Source organism: Pseudomonas sp. PHC1 (genome assembly GCF_046487845.1).
In the GTDB taxonomy this organism is placed as follows: Bacteria; Pseudomonadota; Gammaproteobacteria; order Pseudomonadales; family Pseudomonadaceae; genus Aquipseudomonas; species Aquipseudomonas sputi.
Genome location: NZ_JBJXHJ010000002.1, coordinates 228877 through 242587 on the forward strand (window position 1 = coordinate 228877; position 13711 = coordinate 242587).

Here is a 13711-nt window from a genome sequence, read left to right on the forward strand (position 1 = left end):
GTGAGAACTGCGAACCAAGACTAGCGAGTTATCTATCGAATTAAAGCGGAAAATTTTGCTTTGAAATATCGAGAAATACGATCAAGAGTCTTGAACAGGGGAGTTAAGGAAAGATTAAAGACAAACGTGTGGCGGGATGTTGTGAATATCACGGGCAAAAAAAGCGCGGCCTGAAAGCCGCGCTTTTTCATTCACCGCAAAGCCTTACTGCGCTTTGGTCTCGGTGCTCGCCGCCGGTTTGGCCGCTGGCTTCTTCGCCGGCTCAGCCTTTTTCGCTGCAGGTTTGGCCGGGGCTTTTTTCGCCTCGGCCTTCGCCGCAGGTTTCTTCGCTGCTGGCTTGGCTGCCGCTTTTTTCGCCGGCTCGGCTTTTACCGGAGCTGCCGGCTTCGGTGCTTCCACCGGAGCTGGCGCAGGGGCCGGGGTCGGTGCAGGCGCTGGAGCGGGTGCCGGCTCTGGCGCTTTCACTGGCTCTGGTTTCTTGTCGTCGTCCGAACCGCCGAACAGGTTGGTGAAGAAGTTGCCTTTCTTCGCCGCGACTGCCGCACCCGCACCCGCCGCTGCGGCGGTGGCCGCTGCCGGGCCGACCTTGGCCGGTTCAAACGATTTGCCCGCCGCCAGGTCTTCAACCTGGCTGGCCGCACGCTGGCCGGTGCGCAGTGCGCCTTCCAGGGTGCCCGGGTACAAGGTGTCGGTGTGCTCGCCGGCAAACGCTACGCGTTGCAAAGGACGCTCCCACAGGCGCCAGAATTTGCTGATCTGGCCAGGGCCGAAGGCCAGGTACGAACCACCGGTCGATGGATCGGTGCTGTAGCGACGGATTTCATAACCGGTGAACGAGCCACGGGCCTGTGGATAAAACGCGTGCAGACGAATCAGCACCTGATCGACCATCTGCTTGTCGCCGAAGGCCTGCATCACCCGGGCGTTGTCGCCGGACAAATTGATCACCACGTTGGCGCCGCCCTTCAGGGCCGGCTCGATCCACAACATGCCAAGGCCGGTGTTGCTGTAGATCTCGCCGGACATCCGCGCCTTGCTTTCCCACACAGGCGTCTTGAACTTCAGCATGATCTGGTCGCGCCAGCCGTAGTTGGTGCCTTTGATCGCGGCCAAGTGCTGAGCGTCCAGCGCCGGGGTCAACTGGATCTTGTTGAGGGCGCGCAACGGCACCGCCAGCACAACGTAATCGGCCTGGTAGCCGACGCTGCCGACCTTGACGGTCACGCCGTCCTTGTCCTGGGTGATGGCCGATACTGGCGAGTTGGTCTTGATGGTTTTCAGCTGTTTGACGAAGGCCTGGGCCAGTACCGGACTGCCACCGACCAGACGCGAGGCACGCAGGTCACGGTCGGACACGCCGCGATACACCCGGCTCTGCTGCGCGAAGTACAGCAGCGACAGGCGCGAAGGCTCATCGTAGTGGGTGCGGATATCCTGGTTGATCAACTGACGCGCGGTGGCCGGCAGGTTCTGCTTGTCGAGCCAGCTCGAGACGTTGATCTGGTCCAGGGCGTGCAGGGTGTTGGTCGCGGCCGGGTTTTGCGGATCGTCGATCGAACGCGCCAGATCGTCACGGGTTTTCTCGTAGCGCTTAAGCGCTTCGGCCGTGGCGGGCTGTTTGGTGGCCAGGTCGGCGGCGGAGAAATACTCGCCGTCGATCAGGTAACCCGGGATACGTACGAACTCAGGTGCCGGCGTGGTGCTCAGCTTGAACGTCGAAACGTACTTGTTCAGCACCGGTTGAGTCTTGTCATTGCCGATCCACTCGCTGGTGGCCATGCCCGAGCGACCGCCCAGGCTCGGTTTGGCTTCCAGCAGTGTGACCTGCCAGCCTTTGTTCTGCAGCTCGTAAGCTGCCGTCAGGCCCGACAGCCCGCCGCCGATCACGATCGCGGTTTTATCCTTGGCCAGCGCCGTAACGCTGAACAGCCCCAACACCACCAGCGCACAGGCGCGCAGCCAACCGACAGACATTCAGCGAACTCCGGAAATACACGTAGGAAAAAGCAGCTTTACGGGTCAGACGACCCAAAGAACCGCGAAGAATACGTCAGCCATCAAAACGCCGCCAGCGACGTCTCTCGGCCCATACAAAGTAGCTCATTCGACACAATGGGTTGTCCCGGCGCGACGCATTGCATAGGCTTGCGCGATTGTTTGCCCGCGCCTGACGCGAGCCGCCTCGAGGAGACTGAACATGGGCCTGAACCACCAGTGGATGCAACGCGATCTCGCGGTGCTGTGGCATCCCTGCACCCAGATGAAAGACCACGAACAGCTGCCGCTGATCCCGATCAAGCGCGGTGAAGGCGTCTGGCTGGAAGACTTCGAGGGCAAGCGTTATCTGGATGCGGTCAGCTCCTGGTGGGTCAACGTGTTCGGCCACGCCAACCCGCGCATCAACCAGCGCATCAAGGATCAGGTCGATCAGCTGGAACACGTGATTCTGGCCGGTTTCAGCCATCAACCGGTGATCGAACTGTCGGAACGTCTGGTGAAGATGACACCGGAAGGCCTGAACCGGGTGTTCTACGCCGATAACGGTTCATCCTGCATCGAAGTCGCGCTGAAAATGAGCTTTCACTACTGGCTCAACCGCGGCCAGCCGAACAAGAAGCGCTTCGTCACCCTGACCAACAGCTACCACGGCGAGACCATGGCGGCGATGTCGGTCGGTGATGTGCCGTTGTTCACCGAAACCTATAAAGCCTTGCTGATGGACACCATCAAGGTGCCGAGCCCGGATTGCTACCTGCGCCCGCAGGGCATGAGCTGGGAAGAGCATTCGCGCAACCTGTTCGCCGCCATGGAGCAGACGCTGGCGGAAAACCATGACAGCGTCGCCGCCGTGATCGTCGAGCCGCTGATCCAGGGCGCCGGCGGCATGCGCATGTATCACCCGGTGTACCTCAAGCTGTTGCGCGAAGCCTGCGACCGCTACGGCGTGCACCTGATCCACGACGAAATCGCCGTCGGCTTCGGCCGCACCGGGACAATGTTCGCCTGTGAACAGGCCGGCATCCGCCCGGACTTCCTGTGCCTGTCGAAAGCCCTGACCGGCGGTTATCTGCCGCTGGCCGCGTGCCTGACCACCGACGAGGTGTACAGCGCGTTCTACGACGATTACCCGACCCTGCGTGCGTTCCTGCATTCGCACAGCTACACCGGCAATCCGCTGGCGTGCGCGGCGGCGTTGGCGACCCTGGATATCTTCGAACAGGACAACGTGATCGAAAACAACCGGGCACTGGCTCAGCGCATGGCTTCGGCGACGGCGCATCTGGTGGACCATCCGAATGTTTCGGAAGTCCGTCAGACCGGCATGGTTCTGGCGATCGAGATGGTCAAGGACAAGGCATCGAAGGAAGCCTACCCGTGGCAGGAACGTCGCGGACTGAAGGTGTTCCAGCATGCGCTGGAGCGTGGTGCGCTGCTGCGTCCGCTGGGCAGCGTGGTGTATTTCCTGCCGCCGTACGTGATCACCCCGGAGCAGATCGACTTCCTCGCCGAAGTCGCCAGCGAAGGCATCGACATTGCCACCCGTGACAGCGTCAGCGTGGCGGTGCCGAAGGATTTCCATCCCGGGTTTCGTGATCCGGGCTGATTGTTTTCACTTAAGGTGACGGCTCGTTCCCACGCTCCGCGTGGGAACGCCTCACCGGACGCTCTGCGTCCGCTCTTGGGACGCAGAGCGTCCCGGGCTGCATTCCCACGCGGTGCGTGGGAACGATCTAACCAGAGAGACCCGAAATGAGACTGTCCCGCTTTTTTATCGACGCCCCGCTCGGCACCGGCGAACACGAACTGCCGGAAGCCCAGGCGCATTACATCAGCCGCGTGCTGCGCATGGCCGAGGGCGATGCGGTGCAGTTGTTCGACGGTTCCGGCCACGAGTTTCGCGGATCGCTGGTAGAGGTCGGCAAGAAGCGCGTGGTGGTGCAGATCGACGAACAGTTCGCCGGTCAAATCGAATCGCCGCTGCAGATCCACCTCGGCCAGGGCCTGTCCCGGGGCGAGCGGATGGACTGGGCGATCCAGAAAGCCACCGAACTGGGGGTGACCGAAATCACCCCGATCTTCAGCGAACGCTGCGAAGTCCGCCTCAAGGACGAACGCGCCGACAAGCGCCTGCAGCACTGGCGCCAGGTGGCGATCAGCGCGTGCGAACAATGCGGTCGTTCGCGAGTGCCGGTGATTCATCCACCGGTGTTGCTGGCCGACTGGCTGAAACAGACCCTGGCCGAACTGAAACTGGTTTTGCATCCGGTGGCCGAGCCATTGATCAGCCACGCCAAGCCTGCGACGCTGGCGTTCCTGATCGGCCCCGAAGGCGGCCTGTCCGACGCCGAAGTCGAGCAGGCCAAGTCCAACGGTTTCCACGCCGCCCGCCTCGGCCCGCGCGTGCTGCGCACCGAGACCGCGCCGGTTGTGGCGCTGGCGGTGGCGCAGCAACTGTGGGGTGATTTCTAACCCGTTTTGCCGGATTGCTCGTTCCCACGTTCTGCGTGGGAATGCAGCCCGGGACGTTCCGCGTCCCAAACGGCCTGACGCAGAGCGTCACAAGAGGCGTTACCACGCAGAGCGTGGGAACGATCAGTCAGCCGGGTCACAAGACATAAAACAGAATCGCCACAAAGTGCAGCAGGCTCCCGGCGATCACGAACAGATGCCAGATCCCGTGGGCATGGCGCAACCGATGGTCGAGGGCAAAGAAGATGATCCCCACGGTGTACAGCACGCCGCCCGACGCCAGCCAGACAAACCCCGCCGTCCCCAGCGCCGCGATCAGCGGCTTGACCGCCACCAGCACGATCCAGCCCATCACGGCGTAGATCACGATCGACAGGATCCGCGCCTCGGAGCGCGGCTTGATCTCCTGCAGGATGCCGATCAGCGCCAGCCCCCAGACAATCCCGAACAGCGTCCAGCCCCACGGCCCGCGCAACGTCACCAGGCAGAACGGCGTGTAGCTGCCGGCGATCAGCAGGTAGATCGAAAAGTGATCGACCTTCTTCATGATCGCTTTCTTGCGCCCGCGCACGCTGTGGTACACGGTGGACGCGCTGTAGAGCACCAGCAAGGTGAAGGCGTAAATCGCCACGCTGACGATCTTCCACGGGCTGCCGTCGAGGCTGGCAATCACCAGCATCCACACGCCCCCGACAAACGCCGCTACCGCCCCGACCAGATGGGTCCAGGCGTTCAGTTTTTCTCCGTGATACATGTGTCGCACACCTCGATTTCATTTACCGCAGCGCGCAAGGCTCGGGCCTTGAGCGTAAAAGCGCAATGTTTGCGTTCAACGCGGGCCTGCACCTGTCCTGATATTTGGGCACAATCGAGCGATACCAAGAAGAGTCCGCGCCATGCTGATCGACGAAGAATTGACCCTGAAGAAACTCGAGGTGTTCCTCGCCTTCATGCGCACCGGCAACCTCGCCCGCGCCGCCGCCGAGTTGCAGACCAGCAACGTCAGCGTGCACCGCGCGATCCATTCGCTGGAAAGCGCCCTGCGTTGCCCCCTGTTCAAACACGAAGGCCGCAACCTGACGCCGCTGGAAAGCGCCTACGTGCTCGAAGAGCGGGCGCAGAAACTGATTCAGGACGTGGTCGAAAGCGTGCGCCTGACCCGCGAAGCGGCCGGGTTCTCGGCCGAGCGCTTCAAGCTCGGCTCGCTGTATTCATTGACGGTGAAAACCGTGCCGCAGTTGATCATGGGCCTGAAGATCCGCCGCAGCGAACTCAACATCGACCTGATCCTCGGTTCGAACATCGACCTGCTCTACAAGCTGAAAAACATGGAAGTCGACGCGATCCTGGTGTCGCTGGACGACAGCGTCAACGACCCGGACTGCGAGCAGATTCCGCTGTTTTCCGACGACATCTTCCTCGCCACTCCGGCCGATTCGCGCTTCGCCCAACGCAGCGAAGTGGATCTGGCCGAGGTGCGCGACGAAACCTTCATCACCCTCACCCAAGGCTTCGCCACCCACCAGGACGGCATCCGGGTGTTCCGGCAGGCGGGGTTCGAGCCGAAGGTGGCGATGCAGGTCAACGACATCTTCACCCTGCTGAGCATGGTCAGCTCCGGGGTTGGTTATGCGTTGCTGCCGGGGAGGATTGCGGCGGTGTACGAGAACCGGGTGAAGCTGATTCCGTTGCAGGAGAAATACCGGTTGCAGCAGCACATTGGCGTGGTGTTCCTGAAGGCCAAGGAGCGGGATCCGAATCTGCTGGCGTTGCTGGCGGAGTGTCGGATGTACGCCAATCGCCAGGCCACCCAATGATCGTTCCCCGCGTGGGAATGCAGCCCGGGACGCCTCGTCCCAAAAGCGGGCGCCGAGCGTCCATTGAGGCATTCCCACGCAGAGCGTGGGAATGACAACCCACCATCGTCCTAGCCCATCAACCCACGCATCAGCAGAAACAACACCGAAGGCCCGAGCAAACACCCAAGTGCGGTATAGAACGCCGCTGTCAGGCAGCCATAAGGCACCAGCTTGGGATCCGTCGCCGCCAACCCGCCGGCCACGCCGCTGGAGGTCCCCATCAATCCGCCAAAGATCACCGCACTGCGCGGGTTGTTCAGGCCGATCATCGGCGCCACGAACGGCGTCATCACCATCACCAGAATCGCCTTGATCAATCCGGCCGCTATCGACAGCGCCATGACTTCGGAACTCGCGCCAATCGCCGCCCCCGTCACGGGCCCGACGATGTACGTCACCGCCCCTGCGCCAATGGTGGTCAGGCTCACCGCATCGGTATAACCGAATGCCATCGCCACACCGACCCCGGCCACAAACGACGTGCCCACGCCGACAAACAACGCCAGCACACCAACAAACCCGGCCCGCTTCAGCTCATCGACGCTGACGCCAAACGCCGTGGCAACAATTGCGAAGTCCCGCAGCATGGCGCCGCCGAGCAAACCGATACCCGACAACAAAGGAATGTCCACCACACCTTTCTGCCCCCCCGTCAGTGCACCGCCGACATACGACAGCACCAACCCGAGCAAAATGGCGATGGCCGAGCCATGCAAACGGCCCTTGGTGAAGGTGGTGGACATCCAGTAGGACACCCACATGGTCAGGCCGACAATCAGGAAACCGCTGATCAAGCCGTAGCCGGTGATGACTTTCATCATTGATTCGTACATGGCGCTCACCCCGCAGTCTTGGCAGGCGTGATCGGCGCCGGTTTCTTGTTACCGAGGCGCACCAGCACCGGCACCAACGCAAAGGCGATGACTACGGCGAGCGTTCCGGCGAGGATTGCCATCGGCCCGCCCTTCAGCGCGCCGTAAACGTTTTGCTGCGCCGCCATGGCGACCACGATCGGAATGTAGATGGCGCTCCAGAACTCGACACCCTGCTCGGTCTTACCCTTGAGCCAGCCACTTTTATTCAAGTAACTGCCCAAACCGATCAACAGCAGCATCGCAATACCGACACCGCCGACATTGGCCGGCACGCCGATCAACTTGCCAAGCAGTTCACCGACCCAGACACCCACCAGCGTACAAAAGGCGAGAAACGCCACACCGTAAATAATCATTGTTGTAGTCCTCAAAGTGCATCGTCGAATTGTTTTTGTTGTTCGAAGCCTGAGTCGGTGATTTAGGGTCGTCGGCCCTCCTCTTCACGCAACAGCGCCTGCAGGGTGTCGAGCCGGGCACTGTCGAAGGCAGCGACAGTCCCCTGTTCGAACACCCGGCGCGCCAGCCCGGTCAGCACCGCACCGGGCGGCAGTTCGATCTGTAAACGTACGCCGCGCTCGTAAGCGCTTTGCACGGTGCCGCGCCAGTCCACCACACGGCACATGTTGAAGGCGAGATCGTCGCGCAGCGCTTCCACCTGGATCACAGGCCTGGCGCGACTGCCGCTCAGGTAAGCGATTTGCGGTGTTTTCAGTTCTACCTCGGCGAAAGCTTCGGCGAGGGTTTGCGCGGGTTCATCCAGCAACGGGCAGTGCGACGGCACGCTGACCGCCAGCCGTTTTGCCAGACCGGCGCCACGAGCGCGTGCCCGCTCGGCGACCGCCTGCATCGCCTTGTCGCTGCCGGCAATCACCACCTGGTTATCGGCGTTGATGTTGGCCAGGTACACCGGTGCTTCTGCACTGTGCACCTGCGCCAGCAGCGTTTCGACGGTGGATAATGGCAGGCCGATGATCGCGGTCATGCCGAAGCCCTGTGGATAAGCCTGCTGCATCAACTCGCCACGCAGGCTGACCAGATGCAGCGCATCGCTGAAGCTCAACGCGCCGGCGACCACTGCTGCCGGATACGCACCGATGGACAGGCCGGCGACGTAATCTGCGGCCAGTCCGTCCTGCAACAACTGCCGCGAGGCTGCGACTCCGGCGATCAGCAGACAGAGCTGAACCGCTCGGGTGCTGCGCAACACTTCACTGGAATCCAGCCGCAAGACATCCTCACCGAGGCTATCGCTGGCCTCGATCAGCGTTTCCCGAGGCAAACGCTGGAGCATGCCGGGCTGCTGCGCGCCCTGACCGGGAAACACCAGCAGACTGCTCACGCTGCCTGCTCCTGTGGGTTCCACGGATCAGACACCAGACAGGCTTCATGGGCGTTTTTCAGCAGCACCCGCGAAGCATTTCCAGCCCATTCACGCAGGGCGACGGCACCGAACGGCGTCTGCAATTGCAGGTCGATCCGGCAGATCGCCTGATCGAAAACCGCGACCCATTTACGCGCCTGATTGCGGGTCATCCGTTGCGGCGCTCGCAGGATCAAGTCGAGATCGCTGCGTTCGTGCATCGCCGTAAATCCACTGGCCAGCTCAAACCCGACACTGCCGCCGACACCCCAGATCCAACCGCAATCATCGAGCACCGGCCGCAGTTGCCGGAGCGCCTGCATGACCGGCAGATCACGCTCGCTCTCGACCTGACAAAGGGCTTCCGGGCTGACCCGGCAAGCAATCGAATCAAGCGCCATGAACGCCGCCAGCCGCTGCTCGCGCAACCGACCGCGCACGCCCACCGCGATCAACCCATCCTCACTCAACGCCCGGCGCACCACGACCGGTTGCCCGGCACTCAGCGAATCAATCGCCCACTGCGGCGCATCCGCCGGCAACTGCGCCGGCGTCATGCCCCACAGCAGGTCGTGGGCCAGAGGCGTGTTCACCACTGCGCCCTCAGCAATTCACGTACGCGGCTGGAGGCTTCGCGATTTTTCGCGCCGAGACGATGGCTCAAATCCGTCGCGCCAATATCGCCGATCGCTTGCTTCAGGCATTCGCTGACTCGTGCCAGATCCTCCGCCGTCGGCTGTTCGATCTGCTGCACCGACAAAGTTTCCCAGAGCAACCCGAGGCTGGCATAACTGTCGATGTCATAGGCCATCGGCGGCACGCTGGACGCCAGAGCTTCCAGTTCCTCGACGCTGCGCAAGGTCACCCGCGCCGCCGACGCCTTGCCCATCGCGTGCACCATCACCCCCGGATCACGCAGGGCGATCAAGCGGTTGGCCTGATAACCGTGAGCCAGAAACGCTCCGGACATGGCCTTGCCCACCAGCAGCGCAATCACCGGATGCCCGGCCAGCCGCGCACGGGCATAAGCGTGCGCCGCACCGGCCAGGGCCTGATGAATACCGAGGGCTTCTTCGCGGCGACCGTAGGCCTGGCTCGGCACATCGACGATGGCGATCAACGGGCGCTTTTGCGTTTGGTCAAGGTCGGCGCTGATCGCGTCATCCACCGCCTTGGCCAGGCCCCAACCTTCGAGCAAACCGACTTCGCCATTGCGAGCACGAGGGAACCGGTTGTGCGGATCGGCGACCACGGCGATAAAACGCCCCAGTGGCCCGTCGGCGACCTTCAGCGATGGCGGCAAGCCTTCAGCGACCTTCGCGCCAGCGCTCAAGGCGTTGAACCAGTTCAAACCGCGCACGGAATAACCACTCATGAGCGCTCTCCTTGATACAGATCGCGAACCAGCGAAGGCTCGATTTGCTTGTCAGTGTCCAGGCTCGTCAGGCGTTGCAGGAACCACTCGGCCCGTTGACTGCGCGGTTGCGCCGGCAGGCCCTGTTGCAGCAACTCGCCGACCTGCCGGCGAATCTGCGCCACGTCATCGGCGACATAACGGTCCACCAGACCACTGGCGAAACGTTGCTCGCCACCGGTCAGGCTCCAGATGAAAGGGCGGTCGCGGGAGTCGTATTCCTCGATCCCGGCCTCCTGCTCGATCACCTGCGGGCCGTTCAGGCCGAGGCGTGCTTCCTGGGTCACGAGCAAGTAGCTGCACAGCGCGGCGGCAATCGACATCCCGCCGAAACAGCCGACGCTGCCCGCCACCACACCGACCACTGGTTGGTATTGCTGCAGATCGACAATCGCCGCGTGGATATCGGCAATCGCCGCCAGCCCGAGATTGGCTTCCTGCAAGCGTACGCCGCCGGTTTCCAGCAGCAGGATGGCGCGGGTCTCGATGCCGTTGCGGTTGTCCTCGGCGGCCAGTTCCAGCGCGCCGGCGATTTTTGCTCCACCGACTTCGCCGAGGCTGCCGCCCTGAAACGCACCTTCAATCGCCGCGATCACCACCGGCAAACCGTCGAGGCTGCCCTTGGCGATCACCACGCCGTCATCGGCCTGTGGCACCACGCCCTGGCGTTCCAGCCACGGCGACATGACGCGCTGAAACGGGTCGAGCAGTTCGCGGAAGGTGCCGGTGTCGAGCAACGCTTTCGCCCGCTGCCGGGCGCCGAGTTCGACGAAGCTGTGTTTGTGCAAAAGTGCCGAGGTGTCAGTCATGGCCGATCTCCTCGAAGCCTTGTTCCAGCCGCAGGCGCACCACGCCCGGGGTCGCGCCGAAGTCGTGGATATCGATGGCCATCGCCGGTGGCGTGGTGCCGTCGAACATCCGTGCGAACAAATGCTGCCAGCGCAGCTGTGCACCGTTGACCGAAGTCTGCACGTTGATCGTCAGTTTGCCGGCCAGGCCCGGTTCGATCAGCACTTCCAGATCGCCCGAGCCGACACAACCGACCAGCGCCCGGCCGCGCGGCGGCTGCCCGGCGGGGAATTCAAAGGATAAGGTTTCCATCAAAACGCTCCCTGAAGGATGCCGTCGCGCTCGATCCGGTCGAGCAGCAGGCTGGCGGCGAGCAAGTCGGCGGCGCCACCGGGCGAGGCATTCAATGCGATGAGTTGTTGATCGAGTTCGTGCAGGCGACGGCGACCGGTGAGGCTGGCGCTGCCACCCGCATCGAGCACCGCCCGGGCGCCGTGCTGCATGGCGTGCAGGCCCTGTTCGCCGGCGCGGTACAGGACGCAGGTGTCGGCCAGGTCGGTCATGATTGCGAGCAAGGCATCGAGCCGGGCGTTCTGTTCGCCATGACCGGCGGCGCGGCTGCGTTTGAGCTGCGGCAGGCCACGCTGCACCACCGACGGGAAGCCGAGTTGCGCTTCTTCCCGGGCACCGCGAGCGCCGTAGCGTTGCGCGACTTGGGCGCCATGGCTCAGCGGGCGCGGCGCATAACGGTCATCGAGCAACGCCAGACGCGCCGCGCGCAGAGTGACGGCGCCAGCGCCGGTGGACTTCGTATCCAGCGCAGCCGCCGTGACCAGCAGGCCCAACGCCCAGATCGCCCCGCGATGGGTGTTCACGCCGTGGGTGGTGGCAAGCATCGCTTGCTCGCCTTCCCGGCCGATGCGGCCAATGGCTTCGCGCAGCGGCAAGCCGAGTTCGCCGAACTCCAGCGCGGCCTCGGCCATTTCCTTGAACGCCGGCCACAACGCCAGCGCCGAGGCGTGCATCAATCCCAAATGCAGATCGGTGTGCGCACCGTTGCCGCGCCGGTCGACCAGCGCCGGTTTCGGCGACAGGTCGGCTTCGTCAATCAGCGCGTCCACGGCCAGGTCCGCCAGCCGTTCGGCGAGGGTGATGGGTTTGGGTTGCAGGTTGAGTGCGTGCATTACCAGCTCCTGAATTTGGCGGGCGGGTTGTAGAGGCCGCCGGACCACTCGACCAGATCGGCCACGCTCTTCGCCGCCAGCAGTTCGCGGGTAGCGTCGGTGCGGCGGATGCCAAGGTCTTCGGGCAAGGCGATCAGGCCTTCACGGCGCATGCGTTCGGTGTCTTTCGGGTTGTGGCGCAGGCCGATGGCGGTGACGCCGGCCACCGCCGCGATCATCGCCTGACGCTCTTGCAGCGAGCGCGCCTTGTACAGGTAGGCGATGCCTTCTTCGGTCAGCAGGTGGGTGACGTCGTCGCCGTAGATCATGATCGGCGCCAGCGGCATGCCGCTTTTTTTCGCCACCTCTACCGCGTCGAGGGTTTCGACGAAGGTCGGTTTGCCGCCCTCCTGGAACGTCTCGACCATCTGCACCACGAGTTTCTTGCCGCGTTCGAGCATCGGCTGCTGCGAATCGTCGTGGCGCATGTCGAGCCAGGCCGGGGTGCCGTGACGGCGACCGCGCGGGTCATGGCCCATGTTCGGCGCGCCACCGAAACCGGCGAGGCGGCCACGGGTGACCGTGGAGGAATGGCCGTCGCCATCGACCTGCAAGGTTGCGCCGATGAACAGGTCCACCGCGTATTGCCCGGCCAGTTGGCAGAACATCCGGTTGGAACGCAGCGAACCGTCGCGGCCGGTGAAGAACACGTCCGGGCGAGCAGCGATGTAGTTCTCCATGCCCAGTTCGGTGCCGAAGCAATGCACGCTTTCGACCCAGCCGCTTTCAATCGCCGGGATCAGCGTCGGGTGCGGGTTGAGTGTCCAGTTGCGGCAGATCTTGCCCTTGAGGCCAAGGGATTCGCCGTAGGTTGGCAGAATCAGTTCGATGGCGGCGGTGTTGAAACCGATGCCGTGGTTCAGCGACTGCACGTTGTGTTTTTCGTAGATCCCGCGAATCGCCATCATCGCCATCAACACATGCACAGGCTTGATGTGACGCGGGTCGCGAGTGAACAGCGGCTCGATGTAGAACGGCTTGTCCGCCACCACCACGAAATCCACCCACGACGCCGGAATGTCGACGCGAGGCAATTCGCTGACATCGTCCACCAACTGATTGACCTGAACGATGACGATGCCGTCGCTGAACGCTGCCGGTTCGATCAGCGCCGGGGTGTCTTCGGTGCTCGGGCCGGTGTAGATGTTGCCGGCACGATCAGCCATGAACCCGGCCGAGAGCACGACGTTGGGGATCAGGTCCACCACCAGCCGGGCGTAGAGTTCGATGTAGGTGTGGATCGCGCCGATTTCCAGCAGACCGTCTTCGAGCAACTGGCTGATGCGCAGGCTCTGGGTGCCGGCAAAGGAGAAATCGAGCTTGCGGGCGATGCCGCGTTCGAACAGGTCCAGATGCTCGGAACGACCGACGCTGGGCATGATCATGTGCAGATCGTGGAGCTTCTGCGGATCGGCCTTGGCCAGGGCGCGGGAAAGGAAATCCGCCTGCTTCTGGTTGTTGCCCTCCAGCACCACACGGTCGCCCGGATGAATCAGCGCTTCGAGCGCCGCGACGATCCTGTCGGTGGGCAACACCGCACCGTCGGCCAGCCCGCGCACCTTGTCGAGGCGCCGCTGCTTCTCGTCGCGCCGCCGCGTCCAGCGCGATTCGGGGGATATTGTTGTTGTCATGCTCACTCCACGAGGTTCGCTGTCGTGGAGCTACCTTAGGAGTGTGCTTGAGGGGCATCAATCAAGCGCAGTGGCGAACCGTTACGGTGA

The 13711-nt window shown here is 63.1% G+C and carries 14 protein-coding genes; 3 read left to right on the forward strand and 11 right to left on the reverse strand.

Going from position 1 to position 13711, the window contains the following annotated elements; all coding sequences use genetic code 11:
• Positions 1-204: 204 nt before the first annotated feature.
• Positions 205-1974 carry a flavin monoamine oxidase family protein gene (locus ACKJSM_RS03580; protein WP_410236637.1) on the reverse strand — a complete coding sequence of 590 codons (1770 nt, stop codon included), beginning with the start codon at positions 1972-1974 and terminating at the stop codon, positions 205-207.
• A gap of 223 nt (positions 1975-2197) precedes the next feature.
• Between ACKJSM_RS03580 and ACKJSM_RS03585 the strand changes: the two genes are divergently transcribed.
• Both ACKJSM_RS03585 and ACKJSM_RS03590 read left to right on the forward strand, forming a co-directional pair.
• Positions 2198-3604: an adenosylmethionine--8-amino-7-oxononanoate transaminase gene (locus tag ACKJSM_RS03585; RefSeq protein ID WP_410236638.1), complete on the forward strand. Its 1407-nt coding sequence runs from the start codon at positions 2198-2200 to the stop codon at positions 3602-3604.
• A 146-nt stretch (positions 3605-3750) separates the two neighbouring features.
• The gene (locus tag ACKJSM_RS03590) at positions 3751-4470 is read left to right on the forward strand and encodes a 16S rRNA (uracil(1498)-N(3))-methyltransferase (protein WP_410236639.1); all 720 of its coding nucleotides are present in this window, start codon (positions 3751-3753) and stop codon (positions 4468-4470) included.
• A 136-nt stretch (positions 4471-4606) separates the two neighbouring features.
• On the opposite strand, the gene trhA is transcribed toward ACKJSM_RS03590, so the two are convergent.
• The gene (gene trhA, locus ACKJSM_RS03595; protein WP_410236640.1) at positions 4607-5224 is read right to left on the reverse strand and encodes a PAQR family membrane homeostasis protein TrhA; all 618 of its coding nucleotides are present in this window, start codon (positions 5222-5224) and stop codon (positions 4607-4609) included.
• 142 nt (positions 5225-5366) lie between these two features.
• Here trhA and ACKJSM_RS03600 point away from each other — a divergent pair, with 142 nt between their 5' ends.
• The gene (locus tag ACKJSM_RS03600) at positions 5367-6287 is read left to right on the forward strand and encodes a LysR substrate-binding domain-containing protein (protein ID WP_236178844.1); all 921 of its coding nucleotides are present in this window, start codon (positions 5367-5369) and stop codon (positions 6285-6287) included.
• A gap of 110 nt (positions 6288-6397) precedes the next feature.
• On the opposite strand, the gene madM is transcribed toward ACKJSM_RS03600, so the two are convergent.
• The 9 genes from madM to mdcA form a co-directional block, all read right to left on the reverse strand.
• Positions 6398-7162 carry a malonate transporter subunit MadM gene (gene madM / locus ACKJSM_RS03605; RefSeq protein ID WP_236178843.1) on the reverse strand — a complete coding sequence of 255 codons (765 nt, stop codon included), beginning with the start codon at positions 7160-7162 and terminating at the stop codon, positions 6398-6400.
• A gap of 5 nt (positions 7163-7167) precedes the next feature.
• On the reverse strand, positions 7168-7560 hold the full coding sequence (madL, locus tag ACKJSM_RS03610) for a malonate transporter subunit MadL (RefSeq protein ID WP_236178842.1): 393 nt from the start codon (positions 7558-7560) through the stop codon (positions 7168-7170).
• Between the two features lie 62 nt (positions 7561-7622).
• Positions 7623-8543 carry a malonate decarboxylase subunit epsilon gene (mdcH, locus tag ACKJSM_RS03615; protein WP_410236641.1) on the reverse strand — a complete coding sequence of 307 codons (921 nt, stop codon included), beginning with the start codon at positions 8541-8543 and terminating at the stop codon, positions 7623-7625.
• The gene (locus tag ACKJSM_RS03620) at positions 8540-9160 is read right to left on the reverse strand and encodes a malonate decarboxylase holo-ACP synthase (protein WP_410236642.1); all 621 of its coding nucleotides are present in this window, start codon (positions 9158-9160) and stop codon (positions 8540-8542) included. Before ACKJSM_RS03620 ends, mdcH begins: the two co-directional genes overlap by 4 nt.
• Positions 9154-9939 (reverse strand): biotin-independent malonate decarboxylase subunit gamma, encoded by a 786-nt coding sequence (mdcE, locus tag ACKJSM_RS03625; RefSeq protein WP_236178839.1) that lies wholly within the window; start codon positions 9937-9939, stop codon positions 9154-9156. The genes ACKJSM_RS03620 and mdcE overlap by 7 nt, the downstream gene beginning before the upstream one ends.
• Positions 9936-10787, reverse strand: a complete 852-nt coding sequence (locus ACKJSM_RS03630; protein WP_236178838.1) for a biotin-independent malonate decarboxylase subunit beta — start codon at positions 10785-10787, stop codon at positions 9936-9938. The genes mdcE and ACKJSM_RS03630 overlap by 4 nt, the downstream gene beginning before the upstream one ends.
• On the reverse strand, positions 10780-11079 hold the full coding sequence (locus tag ACKJSM_RS03635; RefSeq protein WP_007913697.1) for a malonate decarboxylase subunit delta: 300 nt from the start codon (positions 11077-11079) through the stop codon (positions 10780-10782). Before ACKJSM_RS03635 ends, ACKJSM_RS03630 begins: the two co-directional genes overlap by 8 nt.
• Positions 11079-11951 (reverse strand): triphosphoribosyl-dephospho-CoA synthase, encoded by an 873-nt coding sequence (locus tag ACKJSM_RS03640; protein ID WP_236178837.1) that lies wholly within the window; start codon positions 11949-11951, stop codon positions 11079-11081. The genes ACKJSM_RS03635 and ACKJSM_RS03640 overlap by 1 nt, the downstream gene beginning before the upstream one ends.
• Positions 11951-13621, reverse strand: a complete 1671-nt coding sequence (gene mdcA / locus ACKJSM_RS03645) for a malonate decarboxylase subunit alpha (protein ID WP_236178836.1) — start codon at positions 13619-13621, stop codon at positions 11951-11953. Before mdcA ends, ACKJSM_RS03640 begins: the two co-directional genes overlap by 1 nt.
• Between the last annotated feature and the right edge of the window lie 90 nt (positions 13622-13711).